Here is a 19,867-nt window from a genome sequence, read left to right on the forward strand (position 1 = left end):
TCAATAGCTGCAGGGAAACGCCCGGTCCCATTCCGAACCCGGAAGCTAAGCCTGCACACGCTGATGGTACTGCAACCGGGAGGTTGTGGGAGAGTAAGTCACCGCCGACACCAAACAACAAAAACACAACAAAATACAAACAAGAAGAAGAGGACGGTATACCACCGCCCTCTTCTTTCATCGTTTTGCTAGTCTCAAACGCATGGACCAAAGGCAGATTTCTACACCAAATATGGGATCTGACGGAATCTCTCAAGGAATTCCTCGCGGATTTAAAGGAATGCCAGAAGTAAGGCAGACGCTTGCCGAAGCAACCATTAACTTTGTAAAGCCCACCGGACTAAACTTGGCTGACCCCGACGATTCTAGCCAGTACGCCGACCAGGTGTGGAAGGCCGGCGAGCTGCTCCAGACCGCCATGTTTGAACCTCATCTTCTAGCCGGCTATGGAATTGAGCCAATAGAGGTTCACGATATCTTCCTAGTGGCACAACGCGCAGTTGACGAAGTTCTGCAACTGTTGCCGCATAATGAGGATTTCAACGACGCCGTGCGTTGGAGTGCCGAGCGCTTGGCAGAGGAACTACCTCATGCAGCTCATCTATCAAAGATTGACGCGCTGTACTTGGCCCAGTGGCTCTTGGGCATTCTTGAGTCGCCGTATGCGGAACTAATAGATATTGACCCGTTGCAGTACGAGGAATCTTTAGGCGTAGAGGGCGTGAAGGAACTTCGCGAGCGGGTGCATGGCGCGTATGCGAGGCGTCGGCTCGCGGTGCTTTCTGGCTCTGTCGAGGACGTATATCGTACTCATACGGACGGATACGAGCAGCTGATTCGCGGCCTTTCGGAGATAGGTCAGTTTGACCTCGCCTATAGGTACTCAGAGAAGGCCATGCTGGCGTTGCCCACGGAGGATACTTTCCATATCGTTACTTTTTGGGCCGCGCTTTGCGACGCCCACTTTCCCCACCGCAGCCCCGCCGTGCACCGGATAGCCTTCGATAGTTTTCCAATGCTATCGACTGCGCGTGGGCTTTTTGCGGCCGTAGGGGACACCGCGTCAGTACTCATCCAGACTCGCCTGCGGGATAAACCATGGGACCTAGCGATGTTTCAGTACGTGTGCCTAAATGATCCGGAGCGTGCTTGGGCAACAGCCTCGGACGCCGCAATTGAATGGAGCTTGGCAGAGCAGCTTCTTCCGGACTTGCCGGACGAGACCATTCCCATTCTGATGCGAAAAGTCGAGGAGCAGTTGGAAAACAAGTACGGTTGCGACCAAGCGTATGAGTTGCTCGGGAAAATCCAAAAGGTTGCTGAACCAACTTCCTTTGAAGAATTCTTGGGTCGGCTAAAGCGGAAGTTTGCTAACTGCCCCGAAATTCGCTCCCTGCTTGCCGGCGTCGACGAACTCTAAACCTTTCCTTTTACCCCCGTTGCCCATTGGCGCTCGACTCTGGGGATCCCTGCGGGTTTAGGTCACCCTATTCGAACAAAAACACCCCCATCGCGCGCATATGTCCGGAAGCCGGGATACTATAAGACCACTGGTTAGAAAACACGTACGAACCACTGCTTCCTGTTGGAGTACACCCCGTGACTGCCACACTATCCCCACCCGAACCTGATACTGCCCTCGACTATCCCGAGACTCTCCTCATTTCCAGCCACCCCGATACTGATCTTCTAGGCGAAGATGATGTACCGGAAGCGTTCTACACCACCAACGCACCCGGAAACCACATCGGTAAAGCCGGTACCTATACGCGTAAAACCTCCTGGTTCCTCTACCGCGCAATCCTCCCCCAACTAGACGACGACGTCGACTTAAGCCTCACCAGCCTGGCCAAAGACCTCGGCATCTCTTATAGCAAACTCCTCAGGTATATCCGTGCCCACTATCGCATGCGACAACTACCCCTCGTTACCGAAGTGCAAGGCCAGCACTGGATACTCGATCTGACCAAATTGCGCATCATCGACCGTGAACTACACCGCCTAGATAGCAACCCCGACCATCTCGAAGCTATCGACGCAGCACTCGCAGACTTCCTCACCCCCACCACACCAAACGAAACAGTACCCACCGACGCCGACCTACGCCGGTTTATCCGCACCTTCATCGACACCCACCTTTGCCCGGAAGACAAAGAACAACACCCCGAACCCCGCCTTCGAATTCATATCAATCCAGACCACACCACCACCCTGTCACTGACCTGCCACCGCGCCACAGCCGCCATCATCGCCCACCACATCGACGCCTACGTCAATAAAGCGAAAACCACCGCAGCACAAGGACTTATCGACCTCATCTTGGAAGACACCCACACCAGCGTCGCGATCAACACATTTACCACCAACCCAGAAACAAACAGCGTCTACATCCCAGGCGCCGGATGGATAAGCATAGGCCACGCGCCCACAGACAACACCTTCATCCGCCGGCTTAATGCCGACGAAATTGACGGATACACCCCAAATGCTGACATCCGCGCCTACACCCAAGGCAGAGACGCCACCTGCCGCTGGCCCGGCTGCACCATCCCCGCCACACGATGCCAACTAGACCACCGCATCGAATACCACCAAGGCGGGCCGACCAGCCCAGACAACCTAGTAAACCTCTGCCAACACCACCACAACATCAAAACCGACCGCCGCGTCCACTACATCCTCGACCACATCACCGGCACCATCGCCTGGCTTCACCAAGACGGCACCTACCAACTAGACCACCCCACCGGGCCCCTAGCCACACACCAAACACACTGGAACCACACCTGGGCGCAATACCTCGTGCTACAACACCAAAGAACAAAAAGAAGAGTGCCGGAGGGCAGAGAGTCTCGTTAAAGTGGACTAATAGCGTAGCGAGGAGGCTGCACACATGAGCTCATTGGCTGATAATCGTCTTGCCATCTTTTCGGAGTCGGACCCGATCCTTTCTCGATGAGGATCGGGCAGCTAGGCGCGCGCTGAAGATGCAAGATGGAATTTGCGTGCTCGATTTTGCCGTAGAGGACTCATCGGAGGACTCAGCCGAAGTATTCTCGATTGTGCAAGAGGCGCTGGAGATTGCTGTCGGTGTGATCGCTAACGCGGATGACTCACTTGGCATGCTGAGTGAGGTGGTTGAAGAGCTCATTGAGCTGCACGCTAAGAGCGCACAGCGAGCGAAGCCTGATCCGCTCGTGCTGGCGGAATGGTTTATCGCTTTCCACGAGACCACTGAGGTTGATTATTTCGCTCTCGACCCCGTTGCTTATTCAAAGGTCCTCGGAGAAGATGGACTGGCTCGTGTCCGAGCTTGGGCGGAAAACGCAGATGCTTTCCGACGCAAGTATATGGAGAAGCGTTTTGCGGTTTTAGATCAGAACGTCGAAGCAATCGTCCGTACACACTTGGCTGAGGACGGCTACGTGGTCTTTTTCGAAGGGTTAGCTAGAGCCTTGGAAGAAATCGGTGAGTATGATGCCGCGTGGGAGTACGCGAAGCGTGGAACCGAATCTGGTTCAGACTGGCAAGCGCGGTCCTGCGGACAATACTGGGTGGATTTAGCGAGGAAATGGTATCCCGAGCGCGAGGAGGACGTCGCAAAGCAGGTGCTTAGTACGTGGCCATTCCTTGAAGCAGTGCTGTATCCAGAAAGGCTTTTGGAGCTTTAGAGAACCAGCAGGTCGAACTTAGTAGCCTTCACGTCGGAAAGGCGCTTGCGGGCGCGCTCGAGGCGCTGCCACTGGTCTTGGGGGATGGATTTGCGAGCGATGGTGACGGTCTCGGCGTCGGGGGTGCCCCAAGCGATGGGCATCGGGGTGATTTGCTGCCAGTGGTTGTTGTCCGCGCGGCCAGAAACAGCCGCAACGGGAACCTTGGTGCCTACGGTCCGTTGGGTGCCGGGGATGGCGGTCACAGTGCGCAGGCACGCAGCCCAGCGGGGAGGCAAGGAGGGATCCACGTTGGTATTAACCAATGCGAGCAAGACCATATCGCGCTCATTTACTTCGGCGATGACGGCCGGAGCAAGGGGATAGGAGTCATAGAGTTGCTGGGCGGTGCCAACTTTACGAGCGGCGGCAAAGCCGACGATGGCCACCATGATTCCGAATAGAATCATGCCCAGGCCGATAGTGATGCCCCAGGAAAATCCCCACCAGATGGCCGCGCCGCCGATGATGAGCAGGATGCCCAGCACGAGGCCGGAGAGGCGAAGGCGGTTGGAATCACGCAAGAGCTCATTATTGGCCTTGGCAAAGGACTCGTCTACGTCGAACTTGAAGATTTTCATTGTTCTAAGTCTAGTGCGTCGATAAGCCGGTAGGCATATCCCTGCTCGGCGAGGAAACGCTGGCGGTGCACGGCGTAGTCAGCATCGAGGCTATCGCGGGTGACCAGCGAATAAAAGAGCGCCTCTTCTTCCTTGGGGCGGAGTAGCCGGCCAAGGCGCTGAGCCTCTTCCTGGCGGGAACCGAAGGTGCCGGAGACCTGGATGGCTAGGGCGGCTTCGGGGAGATCGATGGAGAAATTGGCGACCTTGGACACCACCAGAACGGGAAGGCTGCCATCCCGGAATTGCTGGAAGAGGCGTTCGCGCTTAGCAGTGGAGGTGGAGCCATCGATTACGGGGGCGTCGAGATGCGCGCCAAGTTCTTTGAGCTGGTCGACGTAGCCGCCGATGATAAGCGCCTGCTGCGGGTGGTGGGCCAGGATTTTGTCGACCGCGCGTAGCTTGGCGGCAGCCTGGGCAGCGATGCGGTAGCGGTCGCGAGGTTGGGCGGTGGCATAGAGCATGCGCTCCTCGGCGTCCATGTCTACGCGGACCTCGATGCACTCGGCGGTGGCGATATAGCCGGCCATCTCGAGCTCTTTCCATGGGGCGTCGTAGCGCTTAGGTCCGATGAGTGAAAAGACGTCGCCCTCGCGGCCGTCCTCGCGCACGAGGGTGGCGGTGAGCCCTAGTCGACGCCGCGATTGGAGGTCCGAAGTCATACGGAACACCGGCGCGGGCAGGAGGTGGACCTCGTCGTAGATGATGAGGCCCCAATCGCGGGAGTCGAAGAGCTCGAGGGCGCGGTATTCGCCTTTGGTTTTGCGCGTGACCACCTGGTAGGTGGCAATGGTGATCGGCTTGATTTCCTTCTTTTCGCCGGAGTATTCGCCGATTTCATTCTCGGTCAGGGTGGTACGGCGCAGGAGTTCATCGCGCCATTGGCGGCCGGCGACGGTATTGGTGACCAAGATGAGCGTGGTGGATTCTGCTTTGGCCATGGCCGCCGCACCGACGATGGTTTTGCCAGCACCGCAGGGAAGTACTACGACGCCGGAGCCGCCGGACCAAAAGGCCTCGGTGGCGTACTGCTGATAATCGCGCAGCTGCCAGCCGTCATGATTCAGGGCGATGGGGTGGGACTCGCCATCGACGTAGCCGGCGAGATCCTCTGCCGGCCAGCCTGCCTTGAGGAGGGCCTGCTTGAGGCGGCCGCGCTCGGAGGGCGGGACGGCGATGGAATGCTCGTCGATGCGAGCACCAAGGAGCTTTCCGGTTGCGCCACGGGAGAGTTCTTCCAGGATAGGTGGCTCTTCGGACTCGAGAATGAGGCCGTGGGCCGGGTGGGCGTGCAGGCGGACGCGGCCGTAGCGGGACATGGTCTCGGCGACGTCGATAAGCAGGGCTTGGGGGACCGGAAAGCGCGAGTAGTTTTCGAGGACGTCGACGACCTGCTCGGCATCGTGGCCGGCCGCGCGGGCATTCCACAACGCGAGCGGGGTGATGCGGTAGGTGTGCACGTGCTCGGGGGCGCGCTCCAGCTCCGCAAAGGGAGCGAGCGCGGCGCGGGCCTCGGCGGCTTGGGCGTGATCCACCTCGAGCAGGACGGTCTTATCCGACTGCACAATTAATGGTCCATTCATGGCTCCAGCGTAACGGAGGTGATCCGGTGCAAGGGAAATCGGATAGTGGAGCCATCGGCCGCGCGGGCGTCGATTTGCCCACCCGCGACCGTCAGCGGGGTGACGGTGCGGTGCTTTTCGTTGCCGTTCTTATCCGCATAACCAATGGTGATCGGCCGGGCAGTGCGTGCGGCGGCGTGGACTATATCGAGGCTGGGAGTGGCAGGCGCGGAGTCATCGCGCAGATTGCGCATGGCTTTCGCAATGTCCGGGGAAGCGGTAGCTCGACGCGCGGTGGGGGTCGGCAGGGTGGCTGGTTCCGGCGCAACCGTGAGGCTCGCGCCGTTGTGGTCCTCGGCCGCGGGAGAAAGACCGTGATCGCGCAGCCGCTCCAGCAGGTCGTGTACCGGCAATTGGGACACCGCGACGGTGGGCGCGAGCAGTCGCAAAGGCGCGGCCTTGAGCGCAATCTGCAGGAGGGCTGGGTCCTCGCTGCGCAGGTAGGACAGTGCCGGGCCGGAGCGCAGGGTGCCATGGCGCTTGGCGACGTCCCCAATATGGAACTCCAGCGTCTGCGGCACCTCTCCATGGGCCGCGAAGAAGGCGTGGATTTCCTCCCCAGTCATTCCGCGATCAAGGCCGCGGCGCAGGGAAGCGTCCGAGATGCGGTAGACACTGGCCAAGCCGGGGGATTCAAGGTCCGCGACGGATTCGAGTCGTTGGTGTGTTTCTGGATCGAGCGGGCCAGGAACCAATACGGTCATATCTGCCTGAATTAGGAAATAGTCAACCGTATCTGGGGTCAGGCGGGCGGCGGCCTCGGGGCCCTCAATCAGCACGCTGGTGGGGCGCTCGAGGGCGATTGCGCCGATCCACTCGGCTTCCGCGCGGAGATCGGCGATAGTCTCGTCCGCGGTATGCGTGGCAAAGAGCGGGAAGTGGAAGCGGAGGGCTTCTTCGAAGGTGGGTTTCGCCCCGCGCAGATAGACCTGCAGGACCTTTTCCCTAAAACTTGGCAGGCGGTCATTGGTTTGCGCCAGTGTGCGGCCTTCGCTGGTCCACGTGGAGGTTGTCCATGACTCGAGCAGGAGCTGCCATTTTTCGGCGAGGTTCGCATCGAGCCAGGTTTGGGCGAGTTCTGTCGGGGCGAGGAAATTGCCCTCCATGTTTTTCGGCTCGCCGCGGCTTAGCAGGCGGCCACTCATGCCGAGTTCGATGAGGCGCCGCAACTCCTCCTCGCCAATGTTAAGGGTCTTGGTTAATCCGGTGAGCTGGCGAACGCCGACGGTCTTGTCTTTGAGGAGTTCTATCGGCCGTGCGCCTAGGGAGTCAATGACACGCTGCATTCCGCGCACGACGGATAACCCGGCTGCAGTGCCAGCATCATCGGCCTTGGAATCAGGAGCGGGGGATTCGGTGATTCCCTCCACTGGGATAGGCGCGGTGGCTTTGCCGTTCAGCGCAAGGTGCACGGCGCGTGGCAGGCGGACGGTGGTTGAGTCAACGCGGTGGAGCAGCTGCTTGGCGATGAGCCGCGGGATAGGCCGCGTCGGATCCGCATCAACGGCTGCGTCCCGCGTGGTGCCGAGGCCATTGGACCGGGACAGGGTCTCGAGGACCTTGCGCTCTTCAGCTGGCAGTTCGGCGATGTCTTCCGAGCTTACTCGGATTTGTTCGAGGAGGGACCAGCCCGTAGGTAAGGCAGGCATGACCTCAGGCGGAATGAGGACGTTGCCGTACGCTAGTCCGCGCTCCTTGAGCTGGCGGGTGATCTCTGGATGCAGGTCTTCTACCTCCTCGAGCTCTCCACCACGGCGCGCGATGTCCTCGATTTCCGCGAGCAGCTCCGCAGAACAGTCCATAAGGGCTCGCGCGATAGAGGTGCGCAAAAGTAGCCGAGTGGCAAGAGCGGCGATACTTGGGGGTAGTGGATTGAGCACATCCGGTCGGTTGCGGAGGACTGTTGCCAGCTCTTCTTCGTCAAGGGAGGCAAGCCACGTGCGGAAATGCGGAAGATGGGAAGACTGAGTCATGATGACTTCCCAGTTTAGCTATCGATTGAGTTACGTTTTTGCGCAAGGTTTGAAATAATAGGGACTATGTCGAATGAGAAGAAGGGTCACGTTTCCCCGGCTTGGCCGAAGAACGAAAATCGCGAGCACGCAATCACGGAAATCTCTGCGCCTTTTGCTGGTGCATCCAGCCCCTACGGCGATGATCTGATTTTGCCGATGCCGGCAGAGAAGCTGAACTACGTTCACCCTTATACTCGCATCAACCGCTAAAGCATTCCCCCGCCTCGGTGCGGGGGAAGTTTTGTATCTAGCGTTCCCTCACGCAGAAAAGGCCCCTTGCATGAGCAAGGGGCCTTTCTTCGCTGTGTCTTAGCGGGTGATGTTCTCAATCATCTGCGCAATCGGGTCGATGACGTTGCGGTTGGCAGAGTAGAAGTTGTTGAAGTCGTGGCGGTTAGCCTTGTACAGCTCGGTGAACTGCGGAGGCAGAGCCAGGCCGTAGGAGTTAGCGGCGTTCTTGATGGTGTTGTACAGGGCATCAACGGCCAGTTCGTCGGACTTCTGGGCAGCAGCCTGCTTAACCGGAGCCGGTGCCTGGGTCGGAGCCTTAGGTGCAGCGGACGGAGCGGTGCGCTGGGTAGGAGCGGAGTTCAGGCCAAGGGAAGCGGAGCAAGCCGGCCATGCGCCCCAGCCCTGGGAAGCAAGTACGCGCTCAGCAACAACGATCTGCTGCTCGCGGGAAGCCTGGTCAGCGGTAGCTGCGAACTCGCCGCCGCCATTAGCCTGCCAGGTCTGCTGGTTGAACTGCAGTCCGCCGTAGAAGCCGTTGCCGGTGTTGATGTGCCAGTTGCCGCCGGCCTCGCACTGTGCCAGGCGGTCCCAGTCGGAATCTGGGGCAGCAGATGCGGTTGGTGCCATGATGGCAGCAGCGGCGCCGAAGGCGACGGTGCCGGCGGTGAACTTAGCGGCCATACGGTTCTTAGCGGAGTGGCGTCCCATGTAGTTAGTCCTCTCTGTGTGCCCGCATTAAGTGCAAAGAATATGTACCAAAAAGAAAGGGCGGGCGAGGGCAACTTTCTTAACGGCTCTTAAATGTCTGGGGGACAGCGTAGCGGTTTATAACGAAAGTGTCACGTTATGGACACTAAATGGGAAAGGAATGGGGCGAATGTGGCGCGTGCGAGGACATTTGTGCAGGTGAATGGCAATATGTGATCTGTGGCACATGGCAGAGGTGTGTCGCGTTAGCGTGCGCGACTTCTGTTGTTTTGACCAGGCAGCTAAAATAAAGATTTTCCCCTAGAGAAGAGGTGGGTACCTATGCCTATTGGCAAAGTGAAGTGGTATGACGCCGAGAAAGGTTTCGGTTTCGTCAGCAACCCGGGCGATGAAGACGTCTATGTCGGCCGCAACGTGTTGCCTAAGGGAGTAGAGGAACTGTTCCCAGGCCAGCGCATCGATTTCGATTTCGCGGCTGGGCGCCGCGGCCCGCAGGCGCTGCGCGTCAAGGTATTGGATAGGCCGCGTCGCCGCACGCCGGCCCGCAAGCCCGAGGAACTCGGCAGCATGGTCTCTGATGTAATGACTTTGCTGGAGTCACAGATTCAGCCGGTGCTCAATTCCGGCCGCTACCCGGAGCGCAAGACCGGCCGCCAGGTAGCAGAAATCCTTCGCGCAATTGCGAAGGATTTGGATAGCTAATCAGAAGCCTTCGTGGATTCCTCCGCGGAGGCTTCTCGTTCTTTATCGGTCATCGTGGTGAGCGACCACACGGTGGCCAAGGGGGTTTCGTCACCGTTGTCATCGGTGCCGATCATCATGGAGGAAATCTCTACCACCTTGAGGCGGGGGCGTTTGTCGGTGGAGGCCTTGATGGGCTCTACCGATCCGGGGATTGATACTTCAGTAGTCTCGTTCGCGCCGTGCGCGGTTTCATCATTGGCGGCGGGGTCATCGTAGATGGAGAGAATCTTCCATTCATGATCAGAAATCTCTTCGGGGATTTCCAGCTTGAGGGTGTCGTCTTCCCCTACGGTGAGGTTCGGGACCTCGCCCTCCGGGCAATCGGCGCCGGGCTCGCACGCGATATAGGGGCTGACCTCGAGGGAATTATCGCCCACGGTGGCGGTCACCTTGATGTCGCGCGGATCTGGGCCTGGACGCTGGTTCCACCAGTTCTGGAAGATCACTACGGCCGCGACGATGACTGCCACGACCACGATGAGGGCCAAGATCTGCAGCAGCGACTTTTTCCTTGCTTCCTTACGGGTTGCCATGGGCCTTTACCTTACTCGAACATGGAAGAGTTCTTTCCACCGCTTGCCGGTAAGCCAGAACTCATCGTCTTTGATGTGCGCGATGCCGTTGAGAACGTCATCGGGGTCGGTATAGCGGGATTTATCTATGGCGTCGGTGGAAATGACGGCGGTTACTCGGCCGGTGGAAGGATCGATGCGGTAGATATTGTCATCCATCCACACATTGGCATAGACGGAATCGCCCACGCACTCCAGTTCATTGATGTCCTCGAGGGGTTTTCCTTCCAGGCTGACGTCGGTGGTCGAGCGCTCCGCAAAAGTTTCCGGATCCATATGCCGCAGGGTAGCGGAGCCATCGGACATGAGAAGATCTTCGCCGTTATTACACAGCCCCCACCCTTCACCGGTGTAGGAGGCGGTATCGACCTGGCGCAGGTCCTGGTCGTATTTCAGGGCCTGGCCGGACTTCCAGGTTAGCTGCCAGATGGAATCTCCGGCCTGAGTGATGCCTTCGCCAAAGTAGCGGTTTTCCAGGCGCGTTTCGGCTAAAGTTTCGCCGGTTTCGGGGGAGAAGCGTTCCAGGCGAGATTCGCCCCATTGGCCGGTGCCAAGGAGCAGGTTGCCGTCCGGATCGGTTTCGAGGCCTTGAGTAAAGGAATTGGCCGGCAGGGAAGCGGTGCCTAAGACCTCGACGGAGAGGTGCTCAACTTCGGGTTCTGCAGGGGTAGAGGAACAGGCAACGAGGGTGCAGGGCAGGAGAATGCAGGCGGCGCGGGAAAGAAACGACATGCACCATATGTACCACCGTGTACGCCCCATAATGAATAATGAGGGGCGTGAGTAAGCGAAAAGCAAATCCGTTGATCGATTCCCGCGCCGTGCGCATTGCGCGCGAGGCGCTGGATGAGGTGGGGGAAGGGGGCGTCGGCAAGCATATCGGCGTCGCTGGGATGGGCCGAAACGTTGCTACCCACCGATTTGAAGCAGAGATGCCTGGCTACCCCGGCTGGGAATGGCAGGCGGTGCTCGCATGTGCGGAGGGATCGCGCTACGTCACCGTCAATGAAGTGGCGCTGGTGCCGGGCGGGGAGGCTCTGCAGCCGCCGGAATGGGTGCCCTATGAGGATCGCGTGCGGCCGGGCGACCTTGGGCCGGGTGATTTGATGCCACCGGCCGTAGATGATTCCCGCCTGGACGGCGACAAACTTTCCAAGTCCGGCTTGGACGACGCCAAGAAGCGCTGGCGCACCGAGCGTGGCCCGAATACGGATATGGCGGCCAAGGCGCGCCTGCAATGCCGCACCTGTGCGTTTTATGTAGAGCTGATGGAAAACTACGGCGTCTGTGCCAATGAGTATTCCGCGGACGGACGGGTAGTGCACTCGCGTTATGGTTGTGGCGCGCATTCCCAGACACGGGTGCGGGAAGAAAAGAACCCCGAAGTTGCCTTCGATGATGAAAAACCCATCTTCCAGGATTTTGATTTCGAGGATTAAGGCAGCACACTTATGGCGTAAGACTCGCTGTACGTGAAAGGCGCAGGCGTTGAAAGCCACTCTCGATCGCTACTTCCATATCTCTGAACGTGGTTCCTCCATTGGAACCGAGCTACGCGCGGGAACGGTCTCGTTCTTCGCCATGGCCTATATCATTCTCTTGAACCCGCTGATCCTCGGCACCACCGAGGATGCAGACGGCTACGCGCTGGGCGTGCCGCAGGTTGCTGCCGCCACCGCGCTGGTCGCGGGCGTAATGTCTATCCTCTTCGGCGCTATTGCCAAATACCCCTTCGCCATGGCCGCCGGCCTGGGCATGAATACCTTCGTGGGCGTGAGCATGGTTGCCACCAGTGGGCTGACCTGGCAAGAATCGATGGGCCTGGTGGTTATCGAGGGCATCATCATCGTTCTGCTGGCCATTTCCGGTTTCCGCACCGCCGTCTTTGACGCCATACCGCAGTCCATGAAGGCGGCGATGGGCGTAGGCATCGGCATGTTCATCGCCATGATCGGCCTTGTGGACGGTGGTTTTGTCACCCGCGTGCCGGACGCTGCGCATACCACCGTGCCGGTGGGCTTGGGCATTAATGGATCGATTTCCACTTGGCCGGCGCTGGTCTTTGTCATCGGCCTTATTATCTGTTCCTTCATGGTTATCCGGAATGTGCCGGGCGGGCTTTTTATCGCCATCGTGCTCACCACCATCATCGCTTTTATCGTGCAGGCATTTACCGGCTCCGAGGACTGGGGCATGGCCGCGCCCGTCAAACCAGAAGCGCTGGGCGGGATTCCGGACTTGTCCATTGTGGGCGATGTGAACCTGGTAGGCGCCTTTACCAAGATCGGCGTGGTTTCCACCGTCTTGCTCATTTTCACCCTGTTGCTTACCAACTTCTTTGATGCGATGGGCACCATGACCGGCTTGGGCAAGCAAGGCAAGCTTGTCGACGCCGACGGCAACCTCCCCGATATGAAAAAGGCCCTCGTCGTAGAAGGCTTTGGCGCAGTGGCCGGTGGCCTGGGCTCTGCTTCTTCCAATACCGTCTTCGCGGATTCCTCCGCCGGCATTGCCGATGGCGCCCGCACCGGCCTGGCCAACCTCATGACCGGTGTTCTGTTCCTCGCCGCGATGTTTTTGACCCCGCTTTATGAAATCGTGCCCATCGAGGCCGCCTCCCCAGTGCTGGTCATCGTCGGCGTGATGATGGCCGCGCAGTTGACCGAGATTCGCTGGACCAAGATGGAAATCGCCATTCCGGCCTTCCTGACCATTGTGACCATGCCCTTTACCTATTCCATTGCCAACGGTATTGGCGTAGGCTTTATCTCCTTCGCGCTCATGTCCACCTTTGCCGGTAAGGCCAAGGAAGTGCACTGGATCATGTGGCTCTTGGCCGGCCTCTTCGTGATTTTCTTTGGCATGGATCCGATTTCCAATGCTATCGGCTAGCCTAAAGGCATGCTGATTACTGACCCCGCAGACCCTCGCCTGGACGATATTCGGAACCTCAACAAATCCGATAAATCCGGCGAGGGTCTCGTCATTGCTGAGGGCCCACTGGTGGTCTCCCGGCTGGCCGAATCCCGGTTTCCCATGCGCTGCCTCGTGGGCTTTCCTAAGAAGCTGGAAGCATACGTTTCCGAGTATGGCGAGCCTGAGTGTCCCATCTACGAGGTCTCCCGCGAGACCCTCGCAGAGGTAGCGGGCTTTGATATGCACCGCGGGCTTGTCGCCGCCGCGGACCGCGCCCCAGAGCCGGATCTGGGAGAGATTTTGAAGACCGCGAAAACCATCGCAGTGCTGGAGGGCGTGGGCGATCACGAGAATATTGGCGCAATCTTCCGCCACGCCGCCGGCATGGGGGTGGACGCGGTGCTGCTCGGCTCAGGGGCCGCAGATCCGCTCTATCGACGCTCGGTGCGCGTATCCATGGGGCACGTGCTGCGCTTGCCCTTTGCCCATTTGGAAGGCGGGTTCACCACGTGGCAGCGTTCCTTGCAGGCGCTTGCCGACGCCTCCTTCACCCTCATTTCCTTAACCCCCAACCCCCACGCGGTGCATTTGGCCGAGGCCATGCATGGCTTGGATAAGGTGGCCATGCTCGTCGGTGCGGAAGGCCCTGGCCTTACCGAACACGCAATGAAGGCCACCGACGTGCGCGCACGCATACCGATGGCCCCTGGTACGGATTCCCTCAATGTGGCAACGGCCGCCGCCATTTCCTTTTATGAACGCCAGCGCTCCTTGAGCGACCTAAACGTCTGAGCGCCCCAATTGCCGATGAGGGAACCCAGATGCTTCGCAGTGGAGATGATCTCCTCGCCCGTGGATTCCGGCTCGGCGCTGTGGTCCTCGTAGTCATCATAATCGTTCAGACCCAGCTTATTGGCCGACTGCGCAGCTAACTCGCCTACGGTCCGCTTCGGCTTCGGCGGGTCGATCTTCGGCTCTGGGCGGCCGTCAACCGCGTAGCCTACGACGTCCAGATCCGGGCCATCGTGTCCTACCTCGATGCCGAGCCAATACTCCTGGGCCGCCTCCATGATGCCCTGCGGCTCGAAGGGCAGGGAAATGCCACCGATCGGTTCGTACTTTTCTCCTGCCCAGTAGGGCGCCTCGAAAGGCTCTGGCAGGCCGGTGTCTTCATAAAGGTGCTCGCGCGTAGCGCACAGGCAGCGCTTGAGCTGGCCGCCCTCCCACAGGGCGAAGCCCGCATAGCCTTCCTTTTCATTACTCGCCAGCGCAATGACGCGCTGGGCGGGGACCGCATTGAGTAGGGTTTCCGGCAGCTGAGAGAGGAGGACGGAGTCACCTTCGCACACCGTCTGTACCACGGTGATGCCGGGGTAGCCGCCGATATAGTACTCATGTGGATCCGTCTGCGCGGAGCGGTTAAGCGGGAATTGCCCAATCGGGGTGACCGGGAAGGTCGGGTCTAATTGGGCGAGGAATTTTCGCCCAAAGCCGCGATCCGCCTTGGGTTCGGTCTTTAGCACCTCTTCTGCGTTGGGCTTAGAGATGTACCAGAGAGTGAGTACTGCGTGAGAGATGTCCACGATTAGTCCCTAGGGCGCTTGGTATTGGAGCGAACGCCGAGGAGTACGTCCTCCCAATGCGGAGTGACGGCCTTGCGGCGGCGCTTGGCGGGCTTTTCTTCCGGGGAGGGGTTCTGTAGGAACTCCTCTTCCTCGGGCTCTTCCGGCGGGGTGGTTGGCGCAGTGAGGTCAGTGACGTTGCTGGGCTGATCGCCGTCGATAGCTTCGTCGTAGCGGCCACTGCCCAACGAGGTCAGCGAGCGCACCGGCTGTACGAAGTCCGGGTCCGTTAGGTCTGCGGCCACCGAGTTGCGGGCCTCCACCGTGGCGGGCGAGGACATGGACTGCTTGAAGTACCACTCGGCTTCGTTCTCGGACAGGCCGGCCTTCCACGTCACGCGCACGATCCAGGCCTCGCCCTGGTGGCGGTAGGCGTCCCAGGTGGACTCGGACAGTGAGTGTCCGCGAGCGGCAAAGGCGGTAGCAAGAACCTCCCACAGGGTGAGCTTGGCTGGGCCGTCCTCGCGTACCGGGTGAGCCTGCTTGGCAATCTCCGCGATGCGGTTGCGCTCCAGCATGACCGGGTAGGCGAAGGGTTCAATGCGGGACTCGGGCACGCCCATTTCTTCCGCCACTTCCGCCGCGGAGGCACCGGCGCGGATGCGGTTTTGGATCTCCGCCGGGCGAATCTTTGCCTCTTCAACCGGCTCCGGTTTGGCGGGCTTGGCAAGGCTGATGGCGGGAGCCGCCGGCTCTTCTTCCGGGGTTTCCTGCTGCTCACCCTGCAGGACCTCGCGCAGTTCATCGGTGATGGAGAGGAAAAACTCTTCGCCGTCTTCGGTGCGCAGCACCAAAGAGGTTTCAGTCGATTCGCTGTCAACTGGGAACAGCTCGCGCATAATAGGGCGCTCCTTTTGCCTATCGACGGCGGACAATTCTGTGATGCATTCAACTATAACGTGAAAAAGCCCCACAGCCTGCGAGGTGGTGGGGCATGTTGAGAGAGTGATGCGTTACTTTGCATCCAAGACGTAGTCAATACACTGGGTGAGCCTAGCGATATCCTCCGGATCAATGGCCGGGAACATACCGATGCGCAGTTGGTTGCGGCCCAGCTTGCGGTACGGTTCCACGTCCACGATGCCGTTGGCGCGCAGGGTGGCGGCGAGCGCTGCGGCATCGACGGAGTCTGCAAAGTCGATAGTGCCCACCACGAGCGAACGAGAAGCAGGATGTGCGACGAATGGAGTGGCCTCCGGGCGAGATTCGGCCCAGCGATACAGGGTGGTAGAGGATTGCGTGGTGCGCTTTACCATGTCGTCCAAGCCTCCGTTCTCATTCATCCATTGGATTTGGTTATCCAGCATGAGCAGGGTGGCAATCGCCGGGGTGTTATAAGTCTGGTTCTTGCGCGAGTTATCCACTGCTGTTTGAAGGTTGAGGAAGTTAGGGATATAGCGCTCAGAGGCGTTGATCCTTTCAATCCGCTCTAGGGCGGCGGGGGACATGGCGGCTAGCCACAGGCCGCCGTCAGAGGCAAAGCATTTCTGCGGCGAGAAGTAGTAGACGTCCGTGTCGGCGATATTTACGGGCAGGCCGCCTGCACCAGAGGTGGCGTCTACAACCACTAATTGTTGGTCGTTGCGCGGGTGTGGGCGGGTGACCTCTGCCATCGCACCGGTGGAGGTTTCATTATGCGCCCAAGCAACCACGTCCGCCTCCGCGGAGAGATCGCCTACGTCGGGCACGGTGCCCGCGGGAGCCTCCACGATGGACGGGGCATCAAGCCAAGGGGCACCCGCGGCAGACTTTGCAAACTTAGTGGAAAACTCGCCAAAGGTAAGGTGCGCGGAGTGGCGTTCAATGAGTCCGAAAGTGGCGGCATCCCAGAAAGCGGTGGCGCCGCCCACAGAGAGGACAATTTCGTAGCCTTCTGGCAACGAGAAGAGAGTGCTTAATCCTTCCCGTACCGAACCTACGAGGTTTTTGACCGCAGGCTTGCGATGGGAGGTGCCCATAACCTCGGGGTCTATGGCCGCAAGTTGGTCGGGACGAATCTTGGAGGGGCCGCAACCAAAGCGGCCGTCGGCAGGCAGGAGATGGGCGGGCAGCGAAAGTTCTGGAGTGCTCATGAGTGTCAGTGTAGGACAGTTCCGGTCGAACGGCAGTTATTTTAGTCGACCGAAACTTGTAGGCGGCGTCACAAAGTTTGCTAGACTGTGAAGAGCTATCCAACTAGCTTCTTTAAGTTAGTGCCTAATAATGACTCTCACAAAGAGAAAGGAACTTCCGTGGCTTCTGAAGACAACAAAGTAGTGCTCCAGTACCCAGGCGGCGAGTACGAGATGGACATCAAGCAGTCCACCGAGGGTGACTCCGGCTTTGACATCTCCAAGCTCCGTAACGAAACCGGACTTGTTACCTTCGACCCTGGTTACACCTCCACCGGTTCCACCGAGTCCAAGATCACCTTCATTAATGGTGAAGAGGGCATCCTGCGCCACCGTGGCTACGACATTGCAGACCTTGCAGAAAATGCTTCCTTCAACGAAGTTTCTTACCTCCTGATCAAGGGTCACCTGCCCAACGAGGAAGAGCTCAGCCACTTTAATAAGGAAATTCGCCACCACACCCTGCTGGATGAGGATTTCAAGGCCGCGTTCAACATCTTCCCGCGCAACGCACACCCGATGGCGGTGCTAGCTTCCTCCCTTAACATTCTCTCCGCTTACTACCAGGACCAGCTCAACCCGCTGGACCCAGAGCAGCTGGATAAGGCAACCGTTCGCCTGCTGGCTAAGGTGCCAATGCTGGCCGCCTATGCCTACCGAGCTTCCCAGGGTAAGCCTTATATGTACCCGGATAATAGCCTGAACGCCCGCGAGAACTTCTTGCGCATGATGTTTGGCTACCCAACCGAGGAATACGAGGTTGACCCGGTCGTAGCTAAGGCCCTGGATAAGCTACTCATTCTGCACGCTGACCACGAGCAGAACTGCTCTACTTCCACCGTGCGCATGATTGGTTCCGCGCAGGCGAACATGTTCGTCTCTATTGCTGGCGGCATTAACGCTCTGTCCGGCCCACTGCACGGTGGTGCAAACCAAGCCGTTCTGGAGATGTTGGAAGATATCCAGAACAACCACGATGGTGACGCTACCGACTTCATGAACCGCGTGAAGAATAAGGAAAAGGGCGTTCGCCTCATGGGCTTCGGCCACCGCGTGTACAAGAACTACGACCCACGCGCTGCCATCGTCAAGGAGACCGCACACGAGATCATCGATCACTTGGGTGGCGACCCGATGCTGGATCTGGCCATGAAGCTGGAAGAGATTGCGCTGAACGATGACTACTTTGTCTCCCGCAAGCTCTACCCGAACGTGGACTTCTACACCGGCCTGATCTACCGCGCCATGGGCTTCCCGACGGACTTCTTCACCGTCCTCTTTGCTATCGGCCGCCTGCCGGGCTGGATTGCTCAGTACCGCGAGCAGCTGGAGATCAACACCAAGATCAACCGTCCGCGCCAGATCTACACCGGCGAGTCCCTGCGTAAGGTTACCCCACGTAACGAGCGCTAAAGCGCCCCGCGGGTTCGCCGAATTAAGCCGAATCGGGTGGTAGCACCTATAATAGGTGCAGCTCGGTTCGGTTTTTAATGCGACCGCACGAACAAACTAGATTTCCCAAGGAGAATAATCCCCATGGATAAGCCTGTTATTGAAGCCCAGTCTGGCCCAGCGCCGACGGACCTTGTCGTAGAAGACATCGTCGTCGGCGACGGTGCTGAGGCACAGCCTGGTGCCGTAGTGGAGGTCCACTACGTCGGCGCTGAATACGAGACCAACCAAGAGTTCGATTCCTCGTGGGACCGTGGCCAGTCCATCGAGTTCCCACTGACCGGTCTCATTGCCGGCTGGCAGGAGGGCATTCCGGGAACGAAGGTGGGCGGCCGTCGCAAGCTCATCATTCCGCCGGAAAAGGCCTATGGTCCTGCCGGCGGTGCGCACCCGCTATCCGGCCGCACCTTGGTCTTTATCATTGACCTCATCCGCGCCGACTAGAAGCGCTTAACCCCAGGTTCGCCCTGGGGTTTCGTCGTTTTCGGCGCGGCTTTAAAAACTGCGGCACAATGGAGGGCATGACTGTGCCAACCGTAACTTTTAATGATGACCGCGAAATGCCCCAACTGGGCCTAGGTACGTACAAGCTCTATGACGAGGAATGTATCCGCATTATTCGTGAGGCCATCGACTTGGGCTACCGCCACTTCGATACCGCTACGCTGTACAAGAACGAAGAGGCGGTAGGCACCGCCCTCAAGCAGGCAATGGATGCCGGCGATGTCACCCGCGATGAGCTCTTTGTTACTTCCAAGGTCTGGCATTCTCACCAGGGCGCGCACAAGGTAGAAGAAGCTTTCCAGCAGTCGCTGAAGGATCTGCAGCTGGACTATCTTGACCTGTATCTCATCCACTGGCCGTGGCCGCAGGGTGGCCTATACTACGAGACCTTTGAGGCTATCGCTCGCTTGCAAGGTATGGGCCAGATTGCGTCTATCGGCGTGGCCAACTTCTACGAGGACGTGCTCAAGGACTTGATTTCCACCACCGGTATTTCTCCGGTGCTTAACCAGGTGGAGATTCACCCGGGTTTTACTCAGTCCGGCTTGCGCGCCTTCCATCACGATAACGACATCGTCACCGAGGCATGGGCCCCGTTGGCACGCGGGGTAGTGCTCAATAACCCAGTGATTGAGCAAGCTGCCGCTGACCACGAGGCCACCGAGGGCCAGGTAGTTCTGTCCTACCTCATGTCCAAGGGTATGTCCGTGATTCCGAAGTCCGCGCGCACCGAGCGGCTAAAGGAAAACCTCGCCGCCACCGAGCTGGAGCTTACGGCGGAGGAAGTATCCGCCATCGATGCCCTGGAAGGCCAGGAGGGCTTTGGTCGCATGTTTAACGACCCGCGCGAGTTCCCTGGCGACGAGGAATAGTCTCACCCGCAGTTTAAGCCCCCTCACCGGGGGCTTTTCTTTTGTCAAGCGACTGTTAACAATCTTCGCAAAAAGGGGGTTGTTTCCACCGATGGGGGTAGTTGGCTAAAGACGTTGATCCAGCTCGGCGGAACCTATGAGCTTGAAAGGGTGGAGAGGTGAGGTGTT

General features: G+C 59.0%; 20 protein-coding genes and 1 rRNA gene. 12 read left to right on the forward strand and 9 right to left on the reverse strand.

The window, feature by feature from the left end:
* From rrf to MHK05_RS04725, 4 genes are all read left to right on the forward strand, one after another.
* Window positions 1-110: ribosomal RNA gene (rrf, locus tag MHK05_RS04710) — 5S ribosomal RNA — on the forward strand; the annotation flags it as partial.
* A gap of 92 nt (window positions 111-202) precedes the next feature.
* Window positions 203-1,420: a hypothetical protein gene (locus MHK05_RS04715; RefSeq protein ID WP_239205157.1), complete on the forward strand. Its 1,218-nt coding sequence runs from the start codon at window positions 203-205 to the stop codon at window positions 1,418-1,420.
* A 179-nt stretch (window positions 1,421-1,599) separates the two neighbouring features.
* Complete coding sequence (locus MHK05_RS04720) at window positions 1,600-2,859, forward strand: HNH endonuclease signature motif containing protein (protein ID WP_239205159.1); 1,260 nt, start codon at window positions 1,600-1,602, stop codon at window positions 2,857-2,859.
* A gap of 128 nt (window positions 2,860-2,987) precedes the next feature.
* Entirely contained in the window at window positions 2,988-3,671 is a 684-nt protein-coding gene (locus tag MHK05_RS04725) for a hypothetical protein (RefSeq protein WP_239205161.1), read from the forward strand.
* On the opposite strand, the gene MHK05_RS04730 is transcribed toward MHK05_RS04725, so the two are convergent.
* The 3 genes from MHK05_RS04730 to MHK05_RS04740 are packed head-to-tail and all read right to left on the reverse strand — an operon-like array spanning window position 3,668 to window position 7,925.
* On the reverse strand, window positions 3,668-4,291 hold the full coding sequence (locus MHK05_RS04730; RefSeq protein WP_023022023.1) for a DUF3239 domain-containing protein: 624 nt from the start codon (window positions 4,289-4,291) through the stop codon (window positions 3,668-3,670). The genes MHK05_RS04725 and MHK05_RS04730 overlap by 4 nt on opposite strands.
* Window positions 4,288-5,913 (reverse strand): DNA repair helicase XPB, encoded by a 1,626-nt coding sequence (locus tag MHK05_RS04735; RefSeq protein WP_239205163.1) that lies wholly within the window; start codon window positions 5,911-5,913, stop codon window positions 4,288-4,290. The genes MHK05_RS04730 and MHK05_RS04735 overlap by 4 nt, the downstream gene beginning before the upstream one ends.
* Complete coding sequence (locus MHK05_RS04740) at window positions 5,910-7,925, reverse strand: helicase-associated domain-containing protein (RefSeq protein ID WP_239205165.1); 2,016 nt, start codon at window positions 7,923-7,925, stop codon at window positions 5,910-5,912. The genes MHK05_RS04735 and MHK05_RS04740 overlap by 4 nt, the downstream gene beginning before the upstream one ends.
* A 66-nt stretch (window positions 7,926-7,991) precedes the next feature.
* Here MHK05_RS04740 and MHK05_RS04745 point away from each other — a divergent pair, with 66 nt between their 5' ends.
* Complete coding sequence (locus tag MHK05_RS04745) at window positions 7,992-8,177, forward strand: hypothetical protein (RefSeq protein WP_023022020.1); 186 nt, start codon at window positions 7,992-7,994, stop codon at window positions 8,175-8,177.
* 99 nt (window positions 8,178-8,276) lie between these two features.
* On the opposite strand, the gene MHK05_RS04750 is transcribed toward MHK05_RS04745, so the two are convergent.
* Complete coding sequence (locus MHK05_RS04750; protein ID WP_275436396.1) at window positions 8,277-8,906, reverse strand: resuscitation-promoting factor Rpf1 domain-containing protein; 630 nt, start codon at window positions 8,904-8,906, stop codon at window positions 8,277-8,279.
* 321 nt (window positions 8,907-9,227) lie between these two features.
* On the opposite strand from MHK05_RS04750, the gene MHK05_RS04755 reads away from it, so the two are divergent.
* Window positions 9,228-9,608 carry a cold-shock protein gene (locus MHK05_RS04755; protein ID WP_239205167.1) on the forward strand — a complete coding sequence of 127 codons (381 nt, stop codon included), beginning with the start codon at window positions 9,228-9,230 and terminating at the stop codon, window positions 9,606-9,608.
* Here the strand turns inward: MHK05_RS04755 and MHK05_RS04760 are convergent.
* A complete protein-coding gene (locus tag MHK05_RS04760) occupies window positions 9,605-10,183 on the reverse strand; it encodes a DUF2771 domain-containing protein (RefSeq protein WP_239205169.1) in 579 nt (192 codons plus the stop codon). The genes MHK05_RS04755 and MHK05_RS04760 overlap by 4 nt on opposite strands.
* 6 nt (window positions 10,184-10,189) lie before the next feature.
* On the reverse strand, window positions 10,190-10,954 hold the full coding sequence (locus MHK05_RS04765) for a glutaminyl-peptide cyclotransferase (protein ID WP_208612481.1): 765 nt from the start codon (window positions 10,952-10,954) through the stop codon (window positions 10,190-10,192).
* Window positions 10,955-10,992: 38 nt separating this feature from the next.
* Here MHK05_RS04765 and MHK05_RS04770 point away from each other — a divergent pair, with 38 nt between their 5' ends.
* Genes MHK05_RS04770 through MHK05_RS04780 form a run of 3 tightly spaced genes read left to right on the forward strand, consistent with a single transcriptional unit; the run spans window position 10,993 to window position 13,930 of the window.
* On the forward strand, window positions 10,993-11,661 hold the full coding sequence (locus MHK05_RS04770; protein WP_086588971.1) for a DUF3027 domain-containing protein: 669 nt from the start codon (window positions 10,993-10,995) through the stop codon (window positions 11,659-11,661).
* Between the two features lie 49 nt (window positions 11,662-11,710).
* Window positions 11,711-13,114, forward strand: a complete 1,404-nt coding sequence (locus MHK05_RS04775) for an NCS2 family permease (protein WP_023022015.1) — start codon at window positions 11,711-11,713, stop codon at window positions 13,112-13,114.
* Between the two features lie 9 nt (window positions 13,115-13,123).
* Window positions 13,124-13,930, forward strand: a complete 807-nt coding sequence (locus tag MHK05_RS04780) for a TrmH family RNA methyltransferase (protein WP_239205171.1) — start codon at window positions 13,124-13,126, stop codon at window positions 13,928-13,930.
* Here the strand turns inward: MHK05_RS04780 and MHK05_RS04785 are convergent.
* The 3 genes from MHK05_RS04785 to serC form a co-directional block, all read right to left on the reverse strand.
* Complete coding sequence (locus tag MHK05_RS04785; RefSeq protein WP_023022013.1) at window positions 13,891-14,721, reverse strand: DUF6928 family protein; 831 nt, start codon at window positions 14,719-14,721, stop codon at window positions 13,891-13,893. The two genes, MHK05_RS04780 and MHK05_RS04785, sit on opposite strands and share 40 nt — an antisense overlap.
* 2 nt (window positions 14,722-14,723) lie before the next feature.
* Window positions 14,724-15,599, reverse strand: coding sequence for a septation protein SepH (sepH, locus tag MHK05_RS04790; RefSeq protein ID WP_023022012.1), 876 nt, complete (start codon window positions 15,597-15,599; stop codon window positions 14,724-14,726).
* Between the two features lie 114 nt (window positions 15,600-15,713).
* Window positions 15,714-16,832 carry a phosphoserine transaminase gene (serC, locus tag MHK05_RS04795; protein ID WP_239205173.1) on the reverse strand — a complete coding sequence of 373 codons (1,119 nt, stop codon included), beginning with the start codon at window positions 16,830-16,832 and terminating at the stop codon, window positions 15,714-15,716.
* Between the two features lie 159 nt (window positions 16,833-16,991).
* On the opposite strand from serC, the gene MHK05_RS04800 reads away from it, so the two are divergent.
* The 3 genes from MHK05_RS04800 to MHK05_RS04810 all read left to right on the forward strand — a co-directional run bounded on the left by MHK05_RS04800 (window position 16,992) and on the right by MHK05_RS04810 (window position 19,699).
* Complete coding sequence (locus MHK05_RS04800) at window positions 16,992-18,284, forward strand: citrate synthase (protein WP_023022010.1); 1,293 nt, start codon at window positions 16,992-16,994, stop codon at window positions 18,282-18,284.
* Window positions 18,285-18,407: 123 nt separating this feature from the next.
* Window positions 18,408-18,767 carry an FKBP-type peptidyl-prolyl cis-trans isomerase gene (locus MHK05_RS04805; RefSeq protein WP_239205175.1) on the forward strand — a complete coding sequence of 120 codons (360 nt, stop codon included), beginning with the start codon at window positions 18,408-18,410 and terminating at the stop codon, window positions 18,765-18,767.
* 68 nt (window positions 18,768-18,835) lie between these two features.
* Entirely contained in the window at window positions 18,836-19,699 is an 864-nt protein-coding gene (locus tag MHK05_RS04810; RefSeq protein WP_239205177.1) for an aldo/keto reductase, read from the forward strand.
* Window positions 19,700-19,867: the final 168 nt, after the last annotated feature.

Origin of the sequence: Corynebacterium nasorum, assembly GCF_022347325.1 — a bacterium.
Lineage (GTDB): Bacteria > Actinomycetota > Actinomycetes > Mycobacteriales > Mycobacteriaceae > Corynebacterium > Corynebacterium kefirresidentii.

Coding starts and splice junctions, on each gene's coding strand:
- MHK05_RS04805 (WP_239205175.1), top strand. CDS start 18,408: ATGGATAAGCCTGTTATTGAAGCCCAGTCTGGCCCAGCGCCGACGGAC.
- MHK05_RS04810 (WP_239205177.1), top strand. CDS start 18,836: ATGGAGGGCATGACTGTGCCAACCGTAACTTTTAATGATGACCGCGAA.
- MHK05_RS04730 (WP_023022023.1), bottom strand. CDS start 4,291: ATGAAAATCTTCAAGTTCGACGTAGACGAGTCCTTTGCCAAGGCCAAT.
- MHK05_RS04725 (WP_239205161.1), top strand. CDS start 2,988: ATGCAAGATGGAATTTGCGTGCTCGATTTTGCCGTAGAGGACTCATCG.
- serC (WP_239205173.1), bottom strand. CDS start 16,832: ATGAGCACTCCAGAACTTTCGCTGCCCGCCCATCTCCTGCCTGCCGAC.
- MHK05_RS04750 (WP_275436396.1), bottom strand. CDS start 8,906: ATGGGACGCCACTCCGCTAAGAACCGTATGGCCGCTAAGTTCACCGCC.
- sepH (WP_023022012.1), bottom strand. CDS start 15,599: ATGCGCGAGCTGTTCCCAGTTGACAGCGAATCGACTGAAACCTCTTTG.
- MHK05_RS04715 (WP_239205157.1), top strand. CDS start 203: ATGGACCAAAGGCAGATTTCTACACCAAATATGGGATCTGACGGAATC.
- MHK05_RS04755 (WP_239205167.1), top strand. CDS start 9,228: ATGCCTATTGGCAAAGTGAAGTGGTATGACGCCGAGAAAGGTTTCGGT.
- MHK05_RS04740 (WP_239205165.1), bottom strand. CDS start 7,925: ATGACTCAGTCTTCCCATCTTCCGCATTTCCGCACGTGGCTTGCCTCC.
- MHK05_RS04745 (WP_023022020.1), top strand. CDS start 7,992: ATGTCGAATGAGAAGAAGGGTCACGTTTCCCCGGCTTGGCCGAAGAAC.
- MHK05_RS04780 (WP_239205171.1), top strand. CDS start 13,124: ATGCTGATTACTGACCCCGCAGACCCTCGCCTGGACGATATTCGGAAC.
- MHK05_RS04765 (WP_208612481.1), bottom strand. CDS start 10,954: ATGTCGTTTCTTTCCCGCGCCGCCTGCATTCTCCTGCCCTGCACCCTC.
- MHK05_RS04760 (WP_239205169.1), bottom strand. CDS start 10,183: ATGGCAACCCGTAAGGAAGCAAGGAAAAAGTCGCTGCTGCAGATCTTG.
- MHK05_RS04770 (WP_086588971.1), top strand. CDS start 10,993: ATGAGGGGCGTGAGTAAGCGAAAAGCAAATCCGTTGATCGATTCCCGC.
- MHK05_RS04735 (WP_239205163.1), bottom strand. CDS start 5,913: ATGAATGGACCATTAATTGTGCAGTCGGATAAGACCGTCCTGCTCGAG.